The organism is Hymenobacter cheonanensis (assembly GCF_030581075.1).
Taxonomy (GTDB): Bacteria; Bacteroidota; Bacteroidia; order Cytophagales; family Hymenobacteraceae; genus Hymenobacter.
Window position 1 is genome coordinate 129839 of record NZ_JAUQSW010000009.1, and the last position, 19438, is coordinate 149276.

Genomic DNA, 19438 nt, shown 5'->3' on the forward strand with positions numbered 1-19438 from the left:
TTACTTATGTCTGAACCCATTGAGTGGACCCCGATTAAGGAGTTCCAGGAAATCATTTTCTCCCAGCACGGAGGCATTGCTAAAATCAGCATCAACCGGCCGCAGGTGCACAACGCCTTCACGCCGCTCACGGTGGATGAGATGATTGAGGCGATGGACATTTGCCGCAACCGCACCGATATCGGCGTCATCATCCTCACCGGCGAGGGCGGGCGGGCCTTCTGCTCGGGCGGCGACCAGAGTGTGCGTGGCCACGGCGGCTACGTGGGCGGCGACGCCGTGCCCCGCCTCAACGTGCTCGACTTGCAGAAGATGATTCGCAGCATACCCAAACCTGTGGTTGCGATGGTGGCCGGCTGGGCCATCGGGGGCGGCCACGTGCTGCACGTGGTGTGCGACCTGACCGTGGCGGCCGACAACGCCCGTTTTGGCCAGACCGGCCCCAACGTGGGCTCGTTCGACGGTGGCTTTGGGGCTAGCTACCTGGCGCGCATTGTGGGCCAGAAAAAAGCCCGCGAAATCTGGTTCCTCTGCGACCAATACGATGCCCAGGAAGCCCTCGACATGGGCCTCGTAAATAAAGTAGTGCCGCTCGATAAACTGGAGGAAACCACCGTGGCCTGGTGCCACAAGATACTGCAGAAGAGCCCGCTAGCCCTGCGTATGCTCAAATCGAGCTTCAACGCCGAGCTTGATGGCCAGGCCGGTATTCAGGAGCTGGCCGGCAACGCCACGCTGCTCTATTACCTGAGTGAGGAAGCCAAGGAAGGCAAAAATGCCTTCCTGGAGAAGCGCCAGCCCGACTTCTCGAAGTTTCCGAAATTTCCGTAGCGTAGGCGCGGTTCGCGTGTAGGTTTTGGATGGAGAGCGTACAGAATTGCCGCCTGGGCGGCAATTCTGTACGCTTTTCGCATTATGCCCTATTTGCCTATTGGTTAATGACTTATCCTTTACCTGCACTGCGTGCAGTGGGTACTTACGATACAAGCTGCTTGGCGGCAAGCGCATAACCTGGGGCGTAGCGAGGCGTTAGCAAGGGCTAGTTTTCACTTAACCTCCTTGTGCTATGCAGTCTGGCCAGCCTATGTCGCAAAACCACTACCCCCGCTTTTTTCTGATGCTCGCCGCGTCATTCGGCATCATGTACGTGGTGATGTACCTGAACACGTACGAGTGGGACCACGTGTATTTCAGCCTGATGCGCTTTTACATGACGTGCCTGATGGTGGTGCCGATGGGCCTTATCATGCTGGGTTTTATGGGCGCGATGTACCCTAGGCGCGAACTCAACTTATTTATCGGCGGCGCGGGCAGCGTGCTGTTTGTAGTAGTCTACTTTTTGATGCGCACCCAGTCGTTTGTCGACGACACGCGCTGGATGGAGGCCATGATTCCGCACCATTCCATTGCCATTCTCACCAGCGAGCGCGCTTCCATCCAGAACCCTGAGGTGCGCAAGCTGGCCGATGGCATCATCGCCACCCAAAAGCGGGAAATCGGGGAAATGAAGGCGCTGATAAAGCAGCTTAAAGCCCAGCCGACGCACTAGCCAGCTAGCAGCCGGGCTTTGAGGCGCGTAATATTCCGGCTTTTTTAGAAGCTGAAACCCAGCGCATGCAGGCACGAGCACCAGCCCAGAAAGAGCCGCTTGTTTTCATGCTTACGGATTTTTTTCAGCGCTTTGGCGCGGGCTTTCACGGCGGCCAGGATGGGGCAGGGTGCCACTGCGGCGGCGGAAATACTTCCGGTAGCTGGTACCGATTCGGGGGCGGAAGTCGGGTGGGCTTGCATGGCGGGTGGAGCTAGTGAGCGAGGTAATTATACGGGATTTTTTAGTAAAAAGCAAGTACTCACTCACCTTATTCTGGCTAACAGACCCGGCAGCCTGTACTTACTTTGCAACTTCTACTTCTTCGCCGCTGCCATGAAAAAACATCTCCTTTTAGCTTTACTAAGCTTTTGCTGCCTTTCCCGGGCGTTTGCGCAGCCAGCGCTCCCCCCGCCCGCTAGCCCTGCGCCGGCCGCGCACCCCGCCTGGATAATGCAGGGTAACATCTACGAGGTGAACGTGCGCCAGTACACGCCCGAAGGCACGCTCAACGCCTTTGCCAAGCACCTCGACCGCCTGCAAAAAATGGGCGTGGAAACCCTGTGGTTTATGCCCCTTAACCCCATCAGCAAGGTGGCGCGCAAGGGCAGCCTGGGCAGCTACTACGCCGTGGCTGACTACACCAAGCTCAACCCCGAGTACGGCAGCATGGCCGACTGGCAGCGCCTGGTGCAGGCCGCCCACGCCAAGGGCATGAAGGTGATTATCGACTGGGTGCCCAACCACACCGGCGCCGACAACCGCTGGCTGACCCAGCACCCCAATTTCTTCGTGAAGAACAAGGAGGGCCAGCCCGCCGTGGCCTTCGACTGGGACGACACCAAGCAGCTCGACTACAAAAACCCCGAGATGCAGGACAGCATGATTGCCGCCATGCGCTACTGGGTGAAAACCAGCAACATCGACGGCTTCCGCTGCGACGTGGCCTGGAACGTGCCGGCTAGCTTCTGGCAGCGCGCCATCCCAACGCTGCGCCAGAGCAAGAGCCTGTTTATGCTGGCCGAGGGCGACAGCGCCTACCTGCCCCGCAACGGCTTCGACGCGGTGTACCCCTGGCACATGTTTAAGGCGATGGAGAAGGTAGCGGCCGGCAAGCGCCCCGCCACGGCCCTCGACAGCGTGTACCGCGGCTGGCAGAGCATGTACCCGAAGGGCACGATTGAGATGTACTTCACCAGCAACCACGACGAAAACACCTGGAACAAAGCTGATTACGGCAGCTTCCCGGGCCGGGTGCACGCGCCCTTCGCGGTGTTTACCCAAACGATGGCCAACAGCGTACCCCTCATCTACAGCGGGCAGGAAGAGCCGGTGCTGCGCCCGCTCAAGTTTTTCGACAAGGACCCGATGACCTTTGGCAAGTACCAGCGAGCCAAGTTTTACCAAACGCTGCTAGCCCTGCGCAAGCGTAACCCCGCCCTGGCCGCCGATGCCGCCTTCCGCAAAGTGAGCGTGGGCGACGACCGGGCCGTGTATGCCTACGTGCGCGAAAAGGCGGGCAAGAAGGTGCTGGTTATCCTGAATTTGTCGAATAAGGAGCAGACTATCAGTGTGCAGGAAAAAGCCTTGCAAGGCCGGCCCTACAACCTGTTTATGTACACCACCGAGCCGCTAACTGCCAAGCCTTGGAAGGTGGAGCCCTGGGGCTACGTGGTGTATGAGTATGGGCGGTAACCGGAACGAATTAAGGGCTAGCGCGTATTTTTCAGGTATGAAAACGCTCACCATCGACATCCCGCACGAGCTTACTCCTCAGCAAGAACACGATTTGAAAATGGAGCTAGCGGGGACGCTTTACACCAAAGGGTTGCTTTCCACCGCCGCCGCCGCCGCGCTGGTTGGCATTGGGCGACGCGAGTTCATCGAGCAAATGGGAAAATACGGCTTCTCGCCGCTAGCTACTTACTCAGAGACTGATTTTGACGAAGACCTCGCTTCCATCCAGCGTTATCTCGGACGCGAGCTGCCTGATACTGCTCGCTAAAATCGGCCAGCTGAGCTTATTGCGGCAACTATTTGCTGTGAACCTGGTTACACCGACCGTAGCGGCCGAGTATGGCGCTAGCCTACCCTCCTGGCTGCAAATAGTAGCTCCCATGCAGCCGCAGCCTACGGCCCTTACCGCCTACCAACTCGATGCGGGCGAGCACAGTGCCCTAGCGCTGGCCCTCGAATTATCCGATTGCTTCCTGATACTCGATGATAATGCGGCCCGGCGGGCGGCCAACCAGTTAGCCCTGGCTTTTACGGGTACGGCGGGCCTGCTGGTGCTGGCAAAAAAGCGGGGTATTATTCCAGCCGTGCGCCCGCTGCTTGAGGAGCTGCGCACGGCTGGCATGTGGCTCTCCGACCAGGTAGCCGAGCGCGTGTGCCGCGCGGCCGGCGAATAACTTTGCTTTATGTCCGAAAACCTCCCCACCTCGCTCCTGCTCAACGGCCGCGAGTTCAGCTACGACAGCATTCAGCAAACGCCCAACCCGCACACCAACCTCAACGGTTACGAGGCCAAGGTGCTGGAGCTGCTGCGCCAGTGGCTCACGGGCGCCCACGAGTTTGGGCTGCGCACTTCGGGCAGCACCGGCCAGCCGCAGCTTATCACGCTGAAGCGGCGGCAGCTAGCCGCCTCGGCCGCGCGCACCGGCGACTACTTCGACCTGGGGCCCGGCGACCGGGCGCTGGTGTGCCTGAACTGTGACTTTATCGGGGGCAAAATGATGCTGGTACGCGGCCTGGAGCGCCACATGCGCCTGACCGTAGTGGAGCCCCACGCCGACCCATTTGACTTCGTGCCGGCCGACGCGGTGTTTGATTTTGCGGCCTTCGTGCCCCTGCAAATGCGGGCCGTGCTGGCCGCCGGGCGGGCCGGCCGGCTCAATAAAATGCGGGCCATTTTAGTGGGCGGCGCGCCCGTGGAGCCGAGCTTGTTGAGTGAGGTTCAGAAGCTGAAAGTGCCCGTGTACCTGACCTACGGCATGACCGAAACGGCCTCGCACATGGCGCTGCGCCGCCTCAACGGGCCCGAGGCCAGCCCCCACTTTCGGGTGCTGCCGGGCCTGCACCTGGGCCAGGACGAGCGCGGCTGCCTCACGGTGCGCGGCGACGTGACCGACGACAAGCTCATCATCACCAACGACCGCATTGACCTTGTTGACAAGCACACGTTCGACTGGCTGGGACGGGCTGATTTTGTGATAAACTCGGGCGGCGTGAAGGTGCAGGCCGAAAAAGTGGAGCTGGTGCTCGACGTGGCCCTGGCCGAGCTGGGCCAGAACCGCCGCACCTTCGTGGCGGGCCGGCCCGATGAGCGCCTCGGCCAGGCCGTGACGGCCTACGTGGAGGGCGAGCCCCTAGCCAGCCCCCTCGAAAAGCGCCTGCTAGGCCTGCTCACCGCCCGCCTGGGCAAGTACGAGCTGCCCAAGGCCGTGGTGTACGTGCCCGCTTTCCGGGCCACGGGGTCGGGCAAGCTCGACCGCGGGGCTACGCTGCGCGGCATCGAAGCCCCGCGCCGCGAACGCTAAGCCCCAAGCTGATTGAAAAAGGTTTTAAGCTGAGAGCTAACAGTTAAATTCTACACCATCAGATTTTTAACTTTTAGCCCTCAGCTTTTAACGCTTCTACTGCATGAGTCACTTTTTCTTTCTTTCTGGGTGGCGCCTGCCGCTGCTGGCAGGCAGCCTGCTGGTGGCTAGCCTGGCGCGGCCTGGCCAGGCCGGGGCCCAGACCATCCCGGACTCGACCGCGACCAGTGCGCCGGCGGCCGACACGACGGCGGCGCCCATAGTGGCCCCTAGCGGCAGCGGCGCGAGCGGGCTGCCCTCCTCCGAGTTTGAAACCTATAATGTGAGCGGCTCGGGGGTGCGCTATACGGCGGCGCTCACGGGCATTTACAGCACCGGCACGGTCGAGCGCATCTACCTCACCACCAGCCACACCGCCAACCTGGCGCTGGGCAAGCACTGGCTGCTGCCGGCGGCCTTCAACTTCAGCTACGGCAAGCAGGACGGCCTGCTGCGCGAGCGCGAGCTGCTAGGCCTCTTCACGCCGGCCTACCAGGTGGGCCGGCTCAAGTACTACGCCCTGGCCGAAGGCGGGCAAAGCAACCTGCGCGCCATTGCGCGGCGCCTGGTGGGCGGCGTGGGCGTGGGCTACCAGTTCTACCACGACTCGCTGCAGAACGAAGTAACGCTGAGCCAATTCTTTCTTTATGAGCACACGCAGTACCTCGAAGGGCTGCTGCGGCAGGTGCCGCGCGGCTCCACGCGCCTGAAGCTGCGCTTTGGCAAGGGGCCGGTGGTGTTTACAACGCTGGCTTTTTACCAGCCCTCGCTGCAAGATTTTAATGGCGACTACCGCATTAACTCAACCAGCAGCCTCAGCTTTGGCGTGAGCCGGCACCTGGCCCTCACGGCCAGCTACGCCTACTCCTACGAGAGCGTGGCGGTTGAAAACCGCAGCCCGCTCAACACCAACCTCACCGTAGGCTTTACCTATACCACTGGCAAATAAGGCCCTAGCCCATGCCTACTCGCCGTAGAAGCGGCGGCGCGTGCGGGTATTGACGCCGTGGGCGCGCATGTCTTTCTGCGAAAACAGCGGCTCGTGGTTGCGTTTGATGCGCAGCAGGGGTGCGACCAGAATCTTGGCCCGCAGGTAAAAGATGGGGCCGCTGATTTCGCGGCGCACTACCTCATCCACGAACAGCGGCTGGCGCCAGCCCGCGCCCGCACCCAGGCTAGCCCACGAAAAGAGGCGCATTTCGGCCGCTACCGAGGGCTCGACCAGGGCAATAAAATCGCGCGGGGTGCGCGTGCGGGTGCCCGTGGGGTCGTCGCGGGTGTACTCGACGCGCACGGCGCCCATGCCGCTCTGCAAGTTGGCATCCAGCTCCCAGCGTGGGTTTTCGAGCACCACGTATTCGCCGTAGAGCGCCACGTTGTAGAAGCGCAGGGTGGCATCGGGCTCGTCGGCGGCATTGTCGGGTGGCTCAAGGCGCGTGGGGATGCGGCTGCTGAGAAAGTAAAACGCCGCGCCGGTGCGCACCCGCCCTCGCCACTCCAGGCCCAGCTTCAGGCCATTGATAATGGAAAAGTGGCTGTTGATAATGGAGTAGCGCGAGTCAATCTGCACCACCAGCCGGCGCTTGGTAAACACCAGGCCGGGCCGCAGCGAATCGGCGGGCGCGGGCGGGGCCGCGCTGGCCGCCCGGGCCAGGCCCAGCGCCAGCAGCACGGCCCACAGCCAACGCCAGCTAGCCCACCGGCGCAACCAAACTACTTGAGTATTAAACACAACCAAATAACGTAACTTCTACCCTGGGTAATACGCGCTGCGCGCGCTGCCCGTTAATATTATAGTAAACCTGTAGTTAACCTGGAGGGGCTCAACCGACTAGCCGGCCCTAAGGTTTCAGTGCCTGCTCGAGGGCCGTGTCGATGGCCGGGCTGGTGGAGGGCCGGGGCGGGTTGTTGGCGATAATGCGGCCATCGCGCCCAATGAGCCAGTAGCTCGGGATAGATTGCACGTTGAACGCCTTGGGCGCGGGGCCATCGAAGGCGCCGCCATCGTGCAGCTGCACGGCATTGGGGCTGGCCACCTGCTTGGTAGCCAGGTACTTTTGCCAGTCGACGGCCTGGCTATCGAGCGATACGTAGAGGAAGACCACGTCGCGGCCCGCAAACTTTTTGCGCAGCTCCAGGCTGGCCGGCATCTCGGCCAGGCAGGGCGCGCACCAGGTAGCCCAGAAATCGAGGTACACAATTTTACCCCGCAGGCTGCTGAGCGCTATTTTTTTGCCACTGGCATCGAGGAGGGTAAAGTCGGGCGCGGGCTGGCCGTTGGCCAGAGCCAGGTGGGCGCGCACGGCCTGGCGCACGGCGCGGGCAATGGTTGAGTCATGGTTGTGGGCCCGGAAATCGGGCAGCAGCGGCCGGATATCGGTGTGCTCGCTCTCGACCTTGCCCAGCAGGTACTGGCCCACGGCCACGTCGCGCACGCGGCCATCGCCCAAGGCCTCGGTAGCGCGCTGGTAGAGGCGGCGGCCGGCCTCGCGGCCGGTAGGCAGGTTGCCGTCCTCGTCGTTGAGCTGGGTGAAGCCATAGGTCATCAGCAGGCTCTGGAAGGCGCTCTGGGTCAGGGCCGAATCCTGATTAGCCAGCCGCAGCTCGCCCAAAAAATCGTAGTAGCCCACCGGCAGCGTGGCGTAGCCGCCCTGGCGCCGCTCGGCCGACTGCCGCGAGAAGTAGCTGAGCAGCGAGCTGGCCCACTCATCGCTGAGGGCCTGGCGCTGCTGGCGCATGAAGGCGGCGGGCAGGGGCCTGGCCGCCGCGTAGGCTGCCAGGGCGGCCAGCCGCCGCTGGCGGTAGGCATCGGCGGTGCGGCGCAGGTCGGCGGCACTGAGGCGGCCGGCGCGGGCGTCGGGCGTGCGGCCGGCTTCATCGTCCTGGCTGGCGGCCAGGGCGCTTTGGGTCAGGTAGTTGTTGGCATTGGCGCCGCGCCCGGTAAAGGCCAGGGTTTGTTCAAGCCGGCTAGGGTCGAAAGTCAGGCGCAGGTCGTCGCCGGGCTCGAGGTAGAGCGTGGCATACGTGTTGTCGTAGCCCAGGCGCACCTCGGCGGGCGCGGCCAGCCGGGGCAGCACCAGCCGGAAATTGCCTTGCGCAGTGAGGCGGGCCTCCACCGTTTGGGTGAGGTGGCCGCGCCAGTCGGGCCCATAGCTGAGGCTGATGACCCTAGCGGTAGGCTCGTCTACGTGGCCGCTTACGGTGGTGGTGCCGGCCGCCGGGGCGGGCGCCGCCCCGCCCCGAAACGCGGGCGCTTTAAACGGCGGCGGGGCCGGGCGCTGGGCCGCCGCCGCCAGCGGCAGCCCACTGAGCAGCAGCAGCTTTCGCCACCGAATAAACGCGCGCCCTAGGGCCCAAACCTGTAACATAGCACCCATAGCGAAGCTGGCCGTAGCCTTGGCCCCGCAAAGATAACGAGGGCCCCTGCCCCGCCGCCGGGGCGCGGCTAGGGCTTGAGGGCGGCTTCGATGGCGGCCACGGTTTTGGGGCCATCAGACGGGCGCGGGGCCTGCGCGTCGACAATGCGGCCGTCGCGGCCGATGAGCCAGTAGGTAGGCCATTGGTTTACCTGGTAGTCGATGGCCACCTGCCGCGATTCGCGGGGCTCGCGCAGGTGCACGCTGTTGGCGCTGATAAACTGCTTGTCGACCAATGTCTGCTTCCAGCGGTCTTCGGGGTCGCCCTGCGACACGTAGAGGAATACTACGTCGCGGCCCTCAAACTGCTTTTTCAGCGCGGGGGCCGACTCAGTCATTTCCTTCATGCAGGGGCCGCACCACGTGCCCCAAAAGTCGAGGTACACTACTTTACCCTTGAAATCGCTGAGTGATACGGCTTTGCCCATATTATCGAGCAGCGTGAAGGCGGGGGCGGGCTTACCGGGGCTCAGGGTTAATTTCTTGGCCATGCTCAGACGCAGGCCGCGGGCCAGGGTCGAGTCGGCGTTGTGCTGCCGGAAGGTGCGATAAAATACCTGTGCGCCTGCCACATCAGCATCTATTTTCCAGCCCATTAGCATTTGCATGGCCATATTGAGGGTTTTGCCTTCACCCAGCTCCTGCGTGGCTAGCTTGTAGAGGCGCGGCCCCTCGGCAGGGTCGGTGCTGAGCTTGCCGCTGGGTACCAGGCGGTCCTGGTAGGCGTAGAGAAACTGCGCCACGGCCGTGTTTTCATCGAGGCCGCGCATGTGCTGGCCCAGCTCGCGCAGCGGCAGCTGCTGCACAAAGCTGAAATACGCCGGGTCTACGGGCTGGTTGGGCCCCGCCTCCGCCGTGCTTTGGGCCCGGCTGATTGCCAGGTAGTTGAGCAGCTGTGTGCCCCAGGCCAGGTCGATACCAAACTCGGCCTCGTGGCGAAAGCTAGCGGGCAGTGGGTGCGCCTTGGCATACTCGGCCAGAAAGGCCCGCCGCTGCTGCCGAAACGCATCGGCATTGCGGCGCATTTCGGCGGGGGTCGTGCTGGGCTTTTGCTTCAGCACATCCATCGGCCGCGGGTCGTTGCCGGGCGGGCTGTACTCAAACTTCCACTGGGCCTGGGCCAAGTAGTTGTTTACGTCGGCGCCCCGGCCACTGTACACCAAGGTTTTATCGAAGTCCTTGAAATCGAGCGTCAGCCGCAGCTGGTCGCCGGGCATGAGGTAGAGGCGGGTGCTTTGCCCGGCGTAGGTAAAGTGCACCGGGGTCGTGGCTTCCAGGTCATTGAACTCAAACTGGAAATCGCCGCTGGGGCTGAGTGGCGCTTTAGCGCGCTTTGGGCCCACAAACAGGCGCACCGTGTCGCCGGCCGGCGCGTGCGCAAGGTGGCCGCTGAAGCGGGTAACGGGCGGGGGCCCGGCCAGCAGGTGGAGCGCGGCGCTCAGGGTGAGGGCAGGTAGCAGCGACAGCATCGGTAGTAACGGCTTGAGGTGGAAACAGGTACGGCAATATAAGAGCCTGCCCGCCACCAATTGGTTGCTTCACCCCGGCCCCTGGCGGCTTGGCCGGCGGGCCAGGGTGCTTCACCCGGTTTAGGCTGGCGGCCGGCCGGGCCGGCCCGTAGTTTTGACGCAGTTACTACCCCACTGCCAGCCCATGCTCACGCCCGATTCCCTGTTTTCGCTCGCCAACCCGCTCGCCCTATTGGGCTGGGCGCTGCTGGTGCTGGCCCCGCGCTGGCGCGTCACTAAATCGCTGGTACTCAGCGGGGCGTGGCCGCTAGGGCTGGCCGTGGCCTACGCGGCGCTCATTACGACGCACTACCTGGGCGGGCACGGCGGCGAGGGCGGCTTTGGCTCGCTGGCGCAGGTGGCGGCGCTGTTTCACGACCCCTGGGCGCTGCTGGCGGGCTGGGTGCACTACCTGTGCTTCGACCTGTTTACCGGGGCCTGGGAAGCGCGCGATGCCCAGCGGCGCGGCGTGCCGCACGGGGCGCTGGTGCCGGCGCTAGGCCTCACGTTTCTGTTTGGGCCGGTGGGGCTGCTGGTGTACTTCGGTGTGCGCCGGGTTTTTGGGCAAAAGTCTTTTTCGCAACCTACTACTATTCAGACCCATGAAGACGCTCTCGCTCGCTGATTTTGGTGCGCCGGCCCCTAGCCCCGTTGCCACGCCCGGCCTGGCCCAACGCCTGGCCGGCGCCCTGCGCGTGCTGCGCCGCGTGAACCCGCCGCTGGCCTACGCCGGCTGGCTGAACGTGGGGCTAGCCGGGCTGGCGCTGGTGCTGCTGCCCCTCGACCACCACCACGTAACGGGGCTGCTGGTGTGGGCCAAGCCGCTCAAGTTTTCGCTTTCGATAGTGGCCTACGCCTGGACGCTGGCCTGGCTGCTGGCCGACCTGCCGGCCCCGGCCCAGCGGGCGGTGCGCCGCCTCAGCGGGGGCGTGGCCGTGAGTATGGTGGTCGAGCAGGTGGTAATTTTTGTGCAGGCCGCGCGGGGCACCACCTCGCACTACAATGCCAGCAGCCCGCTCAACGGCGCGCTGTTTGGGCTGATGGGGGTATTTATTGCCGTCAATACCCTCATGACCATCTGGGCCGTGTACCTGGCCTGGCGCTACCGGCCGCACGGGCCGGCCGGCTACGTGTGGGGCCTGCGGCTGGGGCTGCTGGTGTTCTTAGTAGGTTCGGTGCTAGGGGGTTTTATGATTCATAACCAACAGCATACGGTGGGCGCGCCCGACGGCGGCCCCGGCCTGCCTGGCCTGGGCTGGAGCACCGTGGCCGGCGATTTGCGCCTGGCGCACTTCCTGGGCATGCACGCCCTGCAGGCGCTGCCGCTGCTGGGCTGGGCCCTGGGGCGCTGGGTGCCGCGCCGGGCGGTGGCGCTCACGTGGCTGGGCACGGCGCTGTACGTGTCGGCGGTGGGCGCGCTGCTGGCCCAGGCGCTGGCCGGGCACCCGCTGCTGGCCCTGCGCTAGGGGCGCACCAGGCTACTCCGCTGGGTGATAGGAGGCAGGCGGATTAATGGGCGTAGGCGAAAACGTGATGCTGGTGGCCGTGCGCAACAGCCGGGCTTTTACCTCGGCAGTGCTTTCGGCGGGCAACATATGCGAGCCGAGCACTAGCACGTTGGTACCGTGCATAAAATAGAGCGCCATGAACCGCAGCTCCCGTCCCGCTGGCCCCTCGCCTTTGAGTTGATAGCACAGGGTAGCCGCCGGGTAAATGCCGGGCAGCACCACCGACTCGACGTGCCACAGAGGGGCGGGGCCAAAATGGTCTTCGCCACTCACATTGCTGTTCACTACCCGCGCCAGGATGACGGCGGGCGAGTCGGTCGGCGCACTGTCAGTCTCCGGCGGCAGAAACTCGACACCGGTCCCATTGATGGTGTAGACCATGTTATCATAAATCGGCTCGACGCGCTCTTTGTCAAAGCGCACACTGAAATTCAATCCGCTCTGCTGAAAGTTATTAAAAATAAGGATGCTGCCCGTGGCAGTAGGCAGCACCTTACCGCTAAACTCGTCGGGCTCGGTATAGTGATAGCGCTGGGCCAGCGCTGGGCTAGCCAGCAGCCAGCCAGCTATTACCAAACCCAGCCGCAGCCAGCGGCCGCAGCCACGTTCGAATAACTTCGCCATTGGGCCAGCAAGATAGCGGCGCCCGGGCGGCCGCGCTTGCCCGCCGGCGGCTAACCTTTGCACGCATGAACGACCGGCGCTTTCTGCTCTTTGGTATTCCCCTGCTGGCGGCCCTCGAGCTGGTGCCCCGCGGGGGCTACAGCCAGTCGCTGGGCTGGCCCTGGCTGGTAGATTATGGTGTGGCCTTAGTGTTTACCGTCACGCTCTGGCTCGGCAACCGCCAGCTGTGGCAGCGGCTGCGCCGTCGCTGGCCCCTGCCCGCCGCCACGGCGCGCCGCCTCTGGTGCCTGGCGGCGGCCGGCGTGGCCTACACAGTAGCCGCCTCGCTGGCCCTAGCCCTGCTGCTGGCGGCCCTGCAAGGCTACCACTTGGGGGCGGCCGCCGAGCTGCGCGAAATCAGCCTGAACCTGGTATCGACGTTTATCGTGCTGCTACTCTATGAAAGCCGGCATTTGTTTGAGCAGTGGGAGGCCAACCTACGCCGCGCCGACCAGCTGGCCCGGGCCCGCACCCAGGCCCAGCTCGATGCCCTGGCCCAGCAGCTCGACCCGCATTTTCTGTTCAACTCGCTCAATACCCTGGCCGCCCTCATCGAGCCCCACAACGAGCCCGCCCAGCACTACGTGGAGGGCCTGGCCGATGTGTACCGCTATGTGCTCCTCAGCCGCGAGCGCCCCACCGTGCCCCTGGCCGAGGAGCTGGCCTTCGTGCAAACCTACGTGGCGCTGCAAAAAGTACGCTTCCGCGACAATGTGCAGGTGCACTATGACATTCCTGAGGCTGCCCTAGCACAGCGCGTGGCCCCGCTCAGCGTGCAGGTGCTGGTCGAAAACGCGCTTAAGCACAACGAGGCCTCGCGGGCCCGGCCGCTGCACCTGCGCCTGGTGGCCGAGGGCGCCGGCCTGCGCGTCGAAAACACCTGGCAGCCCCGCGCCGCCGGGCTGGCCCCCGGCACCGGCACGGGCCTGGCCAACGTGCGCCAGCGCTACGCCCTGCTCGGGGCTAGCCAGCCCGTGCAGGTGCGGCAGGCGGGCGGCATCTTTGCCGTTACGCTGCCCCTGCTGCCCGCCTAGCCCATGCCGCCACTCCGCATTCTGATTCTTGAAGACGAATATCCCGCCGCCGAGCGCCTGCAGCGCTTGTTGGCCCAGGCTGCGCCCGAGGCCGCGGTGCTGGCCGTGCTCGACACCGTGGCGGGGGCCGTGGAGTGGCTGGCCACCCACCCCGCGCCCGACCTCATTCTCAGCGACATCCAGCTGGCTGATGGCCTCAGCCTCGACGTGTTTGCCCAAACGGTAGTGCGCAGCCCGGTCATCTTCACCACCGCCTACGACCAGTATGCGCTGCAAGCTTTCCGGGCCAATGGCATTGACTACCTGCTGAAACCCCTCAAGCTGACGGAGCTGCAAGCTGCCCTGGCTAAGCTGCTCTTTTTTAAGGAGAAGCCGGGTGTGAGGAACGAAGAGCCGACGCCTGCTGCTGCCTCCCCCGGGCCCCAGGCCTCCTTTAGCTTAGAGCGCCTGCTCGATGCGCTGCCGCAGCCCCAACGACCGTATAAAACGCGGTTTCTGGTGCGGCAGGGCGACCACCTGCTGCCGCTGCCCGCCACCGAGGCGGCCTGGTTTCAGAGCCGCCACGACACGACCACGCTGGCCACGCACGACGGCCGCCGCTTTGTGGTTGAGTACACCCTGGAGCAGCTCGAAAGCCTGCTCGACCCGCGCCAGTTTTTCCGGCTCAACCGCCAGCTCATGGCCCAGCTGCCGGCCGTGCGCCGGCTGGTGCCGCACTTTGGCGGCAAGCTGCTGGTAGAGCTGGCCCCCGCCCCCACCGACGAAATACTGGTGAGCAAAGAAAAAGCCAGCGCCGTCAAGCACTGGCTCGAAGGCTAGCGCAGGCCCTGCTGGTGGTGCAGCCAGGCCAGGGCCGCGTCTTCCTCCGCAAAAAAACAGGGGTACACATCGTGCTGCGCACAAGCCCGCTGGGCTACCTGCGTGCGGGTGCTTTCGGCGGCCGTCTGGTGGCGGGGGCTGAGCACGTAGGCGATGAACACCGGCTGGCCCAGCGCCGCCTGCACCTCTGCCGCAAACCCGGCGCTGAACCAGGTATCGAAGCTGGGCATGTGCCAGGCGCGCCGGCGCATGTCGAGCAGCCAGTAGCGGCAGCCCGCGTGCTCCTGGGCCTGCGCCAGCAGCTCGGCGTAGTGGCTGCGCAGGTCGGCATCGAGCACCGGGGCTGGCCAGTGGCCGCGCAGCAGCTGCGCGGCGGCGTCGTGCCGGAGGTGAAAAGTATCGGTTTCGGTAAGGGTAAGTATTTCAGGCATAGCCACGGAAAATGATACTGGGCTGTAGACGCTGCCCAGTATCCAAAAAATTCCCGGTAACTTCCTCTTTTTTATTTCGCTAGCGGTCGAGCCAGCTTTTAAACGTGCTCACTTTCTCGCGGCTCACCAGTACGGGCCCCTCACTTTCGGGCGGCGCAGGCTTCAGGATGGTTTGCAGCCGCGAGTTGGTGTAGTGAATGATGTCGTGGATGGCAGCCTGCCGGGCCAGGTAAGCGCGGTTGAGCCGAAAAAACTGGCCTGGGTCAAGCAAGCCTTCAAGCTGCTCCATTGAGTAGTCGACCACGTACTTGCGGCCGTCGGTGCTTTGCAGCAGGGTAGTTTTTTCGAGGCTGAAAAAATAGGCAATCTGCTCCACGGGCACCACCTTGAGGTGTTCGCCCACGCGCACCACAAACTGGCTTTTGTAGCTGGCCGGCGGCTGCCGCAGCTGGTGCAGCAGGGCCGCCAGCGTGCTCGCATCAAGCGCCGGGGCCGGGGCTTTTGTACTGGAAACCGAACTTTTTGTACCAAATTCTGGCTCGCTCTTGGCGCCGCCGGCAGCCCCTAGCCGCTGGCGCAATTTGGCCACGGCAGCGCTAAGCTCTTCCTCGTCAATGGGTTTTAGCAGGTAATCGACGCTATTTACCTTGAAGGCGCGCACGGCATACTGGTCATAGGCCGTGGTAAAAATAACCGGGCAGCTGACGCGCACCTGCTCAAACAGCTCAAAGCTCAGGCCATCGGCCAGGTGAATATCCAGAAACAGCACGTCGGGCGCGGGGCCGGCCTGCAGCAGGGCCACGGCCTGCGCCACCGACTCGGCCGGGCCGAGTATCTCAAACGGCACGGCTTGCCTGCCCAGCAGGCCAGCCAGGCGGCGGGCCGCCAGGGGTTCATCTTCAACGAGTAAGGCGCGGAGCATTGCCGGAAAAAGGGGAAGAAACGAGCACCTAGCGGCGAGCCGCCAGGCTATCGCGCAGCTGCCAGATGTGCTGGCTCAGGGCTGCTGAGTGGTAGAAATAATTGGTTTGGGCCAGCTGGGCCACCTCGCCTTCGGCCGAGGTAGCCAGCCGGAACGTGATGGTGCGGCTGTGCAGGTGCTGGGCCGTGGCCAGCGCCGACCGCAGGCGCACCTGCAGCGTAGCCTCAAGCAGCGGCTCGAAGGCCGGCCCGAGCCCCACCGGCCGCAGCTGCTGCAAGGCGGGCAGCAGCGGGCGCAGCGCCGCCGGGGCCCGCACCTCAAAGGGGCGGCTTTGGCCCGGCTGCAACGGAAACACGGCAATGCTTTCTATATCAGCAGGCTTGGCCTGGCGCAGCGCCCGCTCCACGGCCACCCGGTCGTTGGGCGCTACGCCGTTGCGCACCAGCAGCCACCCGATGCCGGCAGCCACCACGCCGCACAGCACTACTAGTAGTTCCGGATAGCCACGTTTTAGCATGTTTCAAAAAATCAAGCCCAGCCTTGTGCCGCGCCCTACAAGGCCAGCAGCGGCAAAGTAACCACGAACTCCGCGCCCACCGGGCCCGCCGCCACCAGGCGCGGCGTGAGAAAGGCGTAGCGGGCGCGCAGGTTGGCCAGGCCCCGGCCGCTCGCCTCATCGGCGGCCAGGCGGCGGGGGCGCAGCGTATTGCGCACGGTGAGCGTGGCGGCCGGCACATCCACGGCCACGCGCAGGTGCAGCGGGCTGGCCTGGTAAGCGGTGTTGTGCTTGAGGGCATTTTCGAGCAAGAGCTGCAGGGCCAGCGGCGGCAGCAGCAGGCTAGCCAGCGCGGCGGCGGGCGGCCGCTCAAACTCAACCTGCAAGGCCTCGTCGAGCCGGGTCTTTTGCAGATAAACGTAGGCCTCGGCAAAGGCCAGCTCCTCGGCCAGCGGCACCAGCTCCTGGCTTTGGCTATCGAGCACGTAGCGGTACACGCTGCTGAGCTGCCGGATGAAGCGCACGGCCCGCTGCGGCTCTTCCTCCACGAGGCTGGTGAGGGCATTGAGCGAATTGAAGAGAAAGTGCGGGTCGACCTGCCGGCGCAGCGAGTCGAGCCTAGCCACGGCCGATTCTTTTTCGAGCCGCTCGGCCCGCACGGTGGCCTCGCGCCAGGCCAGCAGAAACGAGCGCGAGTGCATGAAAAGCGACACCACCACCGTAGTGAGCAGCGGGAAGGCCGAGTTGGCAAAAAAGTTGTGCCGCAGCGTGTAGCCCAGCGGCTTGTGGTAGAGTACCAGCACTATAAGCTCGCCCATCACCACCAGCACCACCAGCGAGGCCAGCAGCGATAGCCCCACCGTGAGCAGCAGCCGCCGAATGGGCCGCTCGCTCCAGCCGGTGCGCAGGTTGAGCAGGTCGGCGGTGTAGGCATTGGCAAACCAGAGCCCCGCCGCGTAGCAAAACGAGATGCCCAGCGAAATGGCGTAGCCCTTGGGGTCGCGCCAGGGCGGCGGCGAGAACAGCAACGCCGTGCCGGCGCACGCCGCGGCTATCCAGCCCAGCACCCTGGCGAAGGCGCGCACATTGGACCGCTCGACGGTGGTGACCCAGGGCGTGCCGGGGGGCACCGAGTCGGCGTAGGGCGGGCAGGCGGGCGCGGGAGGCAACAGGGTGGGCATGGCACTGAAACAAAAAGCAAGGGCTAAAAATAGCCCCGCCCGGCTCACAGCCGGGCGGGCGCGGCGCACCGCAGCGAGGCGCCGGGCCTAGCGGGTGGGCTGGCCGGCGGCCACTTCGTACGCTTTGAGCCGGGCCTGCACCTGGCTCTGGCCCCAATTGGGGGCTAGCGGGCCGGCCGGCCGGAAGGCGGCAAACCGGGCACTGGCGGCCTCATACAGCGGCTTGGCGGCGGCCGGCCCACCGCCGAAGTTGACGGGCGTGTAGTACACGTTGTTGGCTCCGATGAGGTAAGGGCGCGGGTTGGCGGGGTTAATGGCCTGCGCCTGGTCGGCGGCCTCCTGCGCCTTGGCCGAGTACTCCTGCGCCCGCGCCCCGGGCTCGATGCTGAGCCGGGCCTGGTAGAGGTACGCTTGCAGGGCCAACAGCTCCGACTCGTCGCCGTGCAGGCGGTGGGCCTGGGCCAGCGCGGCTTCGGCCTGGTCGAGGGTTTTGTCTTTGGCCGCGCCGGTTTCCTTGCCGGTAAATGTACTGATGACCAAGGCGTAGGCCTGGTAGTAGCGGGGCAGCCAGTCGGCCGGGGCCACGGCGGCGGCGCGCTCCAGCCGGGCGGCCAGGGCTTGCAGCTCGGCCGCGTTGCCGGTGCCCATCACCTGCGCGATGGTGGCGCCGAGCTGCTCGGCGTAGCCGGCGGGGGCGGTAGTGGGGGCAGCCGAGGCCGAAGCAGTTTGGGCAGCGGCGCCGAGGCTAGCGGCCGCCAGGGCGAGGGTAAACAGCAGCTTTTTCATGACTCAGAAAGGGTAAAAGGGGAGGTGACCGGGTTAGTGCATCAAAGGTGGCCGCCAGCCAGCCCCGGCTAAAATGACCGTTGCCGAAGCGCCCAAAGCGTCCCCCGAAACCCCCGAAACCCCGGAAGAAGCGTGGGCCCAGCCCCGGCTTTGGCGCTAAGCAGCGGCGCGCGAGTACTTTCGCCCGGCCGACTTTTGCCCGGCCGGCGCCCGCCCCGTCTCCCGTTCCCGACCTTGCCTATGCAAACCCAATTACGCCCCGCAACACAGCCCAATACGCTGAGCGCCAAGCCCCACTACGCCATCCTGGACGGCCTGCGGGGCGTGGCTGCGCTCACGGTGGTGGCGTTTCACTTGTGCGAGGCGCACGCCACCAGCTACCTCGACCAGGTTATCAACCACGGCTACCTGGCCGTCGATTTCTTTTTCCTGCTCTCGGGCTTCGTCATCGGCTATGCCTACGACGACCGCTGGGGCCGCCTCACGGTGAAAGACTTTTTCAAGGCGCGCCTCGTGCGCCTGCAGCCGATGGTGGTGATGGGGATGCTTATCGGGGCGCTGTGCTTTTACTTCCAGGCGTCGCCGCTGTGGCCGGGCATCGCCCAGGTGCCGGGGTGGAAAGTGCTGCTGCTCATGCTTATCGGCTTTACGCTGCTGCCGGTGCCGCTCTCGCTGGATATCCGGGGCTGGCAGGAAATGCACCCGCTCAACGGCCCCGGCTGGTCGCTGTTCTACGAGTACGTTGCCAACCTGCTCTATGCGCTCGGCGCGCGCAAGCTCTCCAATGCGGCGCTGGGGGTGCTGGTGGCGCTGGCCGGCGCGGCGCTGGTGCACCTGGCCGTAACGAGCCCGGCGGGCGACGTGGTAGGCGGCTGGGCGCCCGACCTCACCGGGCTGCGCTTTGGCCTCACGCGCATGCTGTTTCCGTTTTTTGCCGGGCTGCTGCTCTCGCGCACGGCTAGCCTCACGCGCCTGCCCAACGCCTTTTTGTGGTGCAGCCTGCTGCTGCTGGCGGTGCTGGCCTTTCCGCGCGTGGGCGGGCCTGGCCGCCTGTGGCTGAACGGCTTGTACGAGTCGTTCAGCATCATCGCGGTTTTCCCGCTCATTGTGTGGCTGGGGGCCGGCGGGCACATTGCCAGCGCCGGCGCCACGCGGCTGTGCAAGTTTTTCGGCGACATCTCGTACCCGCTCTACATCACGCACTACCCGCTCATCTACATTTATACCGCCTGGGTGAGCCGGCACAAGGTGCCGCTGGCGCAGGGCCTGCCGTGGATTATTTTCACGTTTGGGGCCGCCGTGGGCCTGGCCTACGCCTGCCTCAAGCTCTACGACGAGCCCGTGCGCCGCTGGCTGCGCCAGAAAGTGCTCACTCCCCCGCCCGCCCGGCCCTAAAAAAAGATAGCGCAAGGCAAAGCCCTGCGCCATCCTGGCATCCTTTTCCGTACAGGGCGGGCCCTCTACCAAGCTGCTGATGCCGGGGCGCCGCCTTTTACCCATCGGTGGCG

21 protein-coding genes are annotated in these 19438 nt (G+C 64.8%); 12 read left to right on the top strand and 9 right to left on the bottom strand.

What is annotated here, in order from left to right; translation table 11 throughout:
* Nucleotides 1-6: 6 nt before the first annotated feature.
* The 7 genes from menB (at nt 7) to Q5H89_RS16915 (ending at nt 6115) form a co-directional block, all read left to right on the top strand.
* Complete coding sequence (gene menB, locus Q5H89_RS16885) at nt 7-831, top strand: 1,4-dihydroxy-2-naphthoyl-CoA synthase (protein ID WP_305020514.1); 825 nt, start codon at nt 7-9, stop codon at nt 829-831.
* Nucleotides 832-1066: 235 nt separating this feature from the next.
* Nucleotides 1067-1549 (top strand): DUF305 domain-containing protein, encoded by a 483-nt coding sequence (locus Q5H89_RS16890; RefSeq protein ID WP_305020515.1) that lies wholly within the window; start codon nt 1067-1069, stop codon nt 1547-1549.
* 375 nt (nt 1550-1924) lie between these two features.
* On the top strand, nt 1925-3283 hold the full coding sequence (locus tag Q5H89_RS16895; protein ID WP_305020516.1) for an alpha-amylase family glycosyl hydrolase: 1359 nt from the start codon (nt 1925-1927) through the stop codon (nt 3281-3283).
* A 37-nt stretch (nt 3284-3320) separates the two neighbouring features.
* On the top strand, nt 3321-3593 hold the full coding sequence (locus Q5H89_RS16900; protein ID WP_305020517.1) for a UPF0175 family protein: 273 nt from the start codon (nt 3321-3323) through the stop codon (nt 3591-3593).
* Between the two features lie 37 nt (nt 3594-3630).
* The gene (locus Q5H89_RS16905; protein ID WP_305020518.1) at nt 3631-3999 is read left to right on the top strand and encodes a DUF3368 domain-containing protein; all 369 of its coding nucleotides are present in this window, start codon (nt 3631-3633) and stop codon (nt 3997-3999) included.
* 9 nt (nt 4000-4008) lie between these two features.
* Nucleotides 4009-5127 (top strand): AMP-binding protein, encoded by a 1119-nt coding sequence (locus Q5H89_RS16910; RefSeq protein WP_305020519.1) that lies wholly within the window; start codon nt 4009-4011, stop codon nt 5125-5127.
* 103 nt (nt 5128-5230) lie between these two features.
* Complete coding sequence (locus Q5H89_RS16915) at nt 5231-6115, top strand: DUF481 domain-containing protein (RefSeq protein ID WP_305020520.1); 885 nt, start codon at nt 5231-5233, stop codon at nt 6113-6115.
* A 15-nt stretch (nt 6116-6130) separates the two neighbouring features.
* Here the strand turns inward: Q5H89_RS16915 and Q5H89_RS16920 are convergent, their stop codons facing one another.
* The 3 genes from Q5H89_RS16920 to Q5H89_RS16930 all read right to left on the bottom strand — a co-directional run bounded on the left by Q5H89_RS16920 (nt 6131) and on the right by Q5H89_RS16930 (nt 10051).
* The gene (locus Q5H89_RS16920; protein ID WP_305020521.1) at nt 6131-6898 is read right to left on the bottom strand and encodes a hypothetical protein; all 768 of its coding nucleotides are present in this window, start codon (nt 6896-6898) and stop codon (nt 6131-6133) included.
* A 109-nt stretch (nt 6899-7007) separates the two neighbouring features.
* The gene (locus tag Q5H89_RS16925) at nt 7008-8534 is read right to left on the bottom strand and encodes a TlpA family protein disulfide reductase (RefSeq protein ID WP_305020522.1); all 1527 of its coding nucleotides are present in this window, start codon (nt 8532-8534) and stop codon (nt 7008-7010) included.
* A gap of 77 nt (nt 8535-8611) precedes the next feature.
* On the bottom strand, nt 8612-10051 hold the full coding sequence (locus tag Q5H89_RS16930; protein ID WP_305020523.1) for a TlpA family protein disulfide reductase: 1440 nt from the start codon (nt 10049-10051) through the stop codon (nt 8612-8614).
* 184 nt (nt 10052-10235) lie between these two features.
* Between Q5H89_RS16930 and Q5H89_RS16935 the strand changes: the two genes are divergently transcribed.
* Together Q5H89_RS16935 and Q5H89_RS16940 are read left to right on the top strand one after the other, a co-directional pair.
* On the top strand, nt 10236-10715 hold the full coding sequence (locus tag Q5H89_RS16935) for an ABA4-like family protein (RefSeq protein WP_305020524.1): 480 nt from the start codon (nt 10236-10238) through the stop codon (nt 10713-10715).
* The gene (locus Q5H89_RS16940; protein WP_305020525.1) at nt 10693-11556 is read left to right on the top strand and encodes a hypothetical protein; all 864 of its coding nucleotides are present in this window, start codon (nt 10693-10695) and stop codon (nt 11554-11556) included. The genes Q5H89_RS16935 and Q5H89_RS16940 overlap by 23 nt, the downstream gene beginning before the upstream one ends.
* 12 nt (nt 11557-11568) lie before the next feature.
* Here the strand turns inward: Q5H89_RS16940 and Q5H89_RS16945 are convergent, their stop codons facing one another.
* Entirely contained in the window at nt 11569-12222 is a 654-nt protein-coding gene (locus Q5H89_RS16945) for a hypothetical protein (protein ID WP_305020526.1), read from the bottom strand.
* A gap of 65 nt (nt 12223-12287) precedes the next feature.
* Here Q5H89_RS16945 and Q5H89_RS16950 point away from each other — a divergent pair, with 65 nt between their 5' ends.
* Nucleotides 12288-13295, top strand: a complete 1008-nt coding sequence (locus tag Q5H89_RS16950) for a sensor histidine kinase (RefSeq protein ID WP_305020527.1) — start codon at nt 12288-12290, stop codon at nt 13293-13295.
* Between the two features lie 3 nt (nt 13296-13298).
* Nucleotides 13299-14114: a LytR/AlgR family response regulator transcription factor gene (locus tag Q5H89_RS16955; RefSeq protein ID WP_305020528.1), complete on the top strand. Its 816-nt coding sequence runs from the start codon at nt 13299-13301 to the stop codon at nt 14112-14114.
* Here Q5H89_RS16955 and Q5H89_RS16960 read toward each other — a convergent pair.
* The 5 genes from Q5H89_RS16960 to Q5H89_RS16980 form a co-directional block, all read right to left on the bottom strand.
* Nucleotides 14111-14545 carry a hypothetical protein gene (locus tag Q5H89_RS16960; RefSeq protein WP_305020529.1) on the bottom strand — a complete coding sequence of 145 codons (435 nt, stop codon included), beginning with the start codon at nt 14543-14545 and terminating at the stop codon, nt 14111-14113. The two genes, Q5H89_RS16955 and Q5H89_RS16960, sit on opposite strands and share 4 nt — an antisense overlap.
* Before the next feature lie 79 nt (nt 14546-14624).
* Nucleotides 14625-15467: a LytR/AlgR family response regulator transcription factor gene (locus Q5H89_RS16965; protein ID WP_305020530.1), complete on the bottom strand. Its 843-nt coding sequence runs from the start codon at nt 15465-15467 to the stop codon at nt 14625-14627.
* A gap of 28 nt (nt 15468-15495) precedes the next feature.
* A complete protein-coding gene (locus Q5H89_RS16970) occupies nt 15496-15984 on the bottom strand; it encodes a hypothetical protein (protein ID WP_305020531.1) in 489 nt (162 codons plus the stop codon).
* Nucleotides 15985-16019: 35 nt separating this feature from the next.
* Nucleotides 16020-17144 carry a sensor histidine kinase gene (locus Q5H89_RS16975; protein WP_305020532.1) on the bottom strand — a complete coding sequence of 375 codons (1125 nt, stop codon included), beginning with the start codon at nt 17142-17144 and terminating at the stop codon, nt 16020-16022.
* Between the two features lie 87 nt (nt 17145-17231).
* Entirely contained in the window at nt 17232-17930 is a 699-nt protein-coding gene (locus tag Q5H89_RS16980) for a hypothetical protein (RefSeq protein WP_305020533.1), read from the bottom strand.
* Nucleotides 17931-18170: 240 nt separating this feature from the next.
* Here Q5H89_RS16980 and Q5H89_RS16985 point away from each other — a divergent pair, with 240 nt between their 5' ends.
* On the top strand, nt 18171-19325 hold the full coding sequence (locus Q5H89_RS16985; RefSeq protein ID WP_305020534.1) for an acyltransferase family protein: 1155 nt from the start codon (nt 18171-18173) through the stop codon (nt 19323-19325).
* Nucleotides 19326-19438 lie beyond the last annotated feature (113 nt).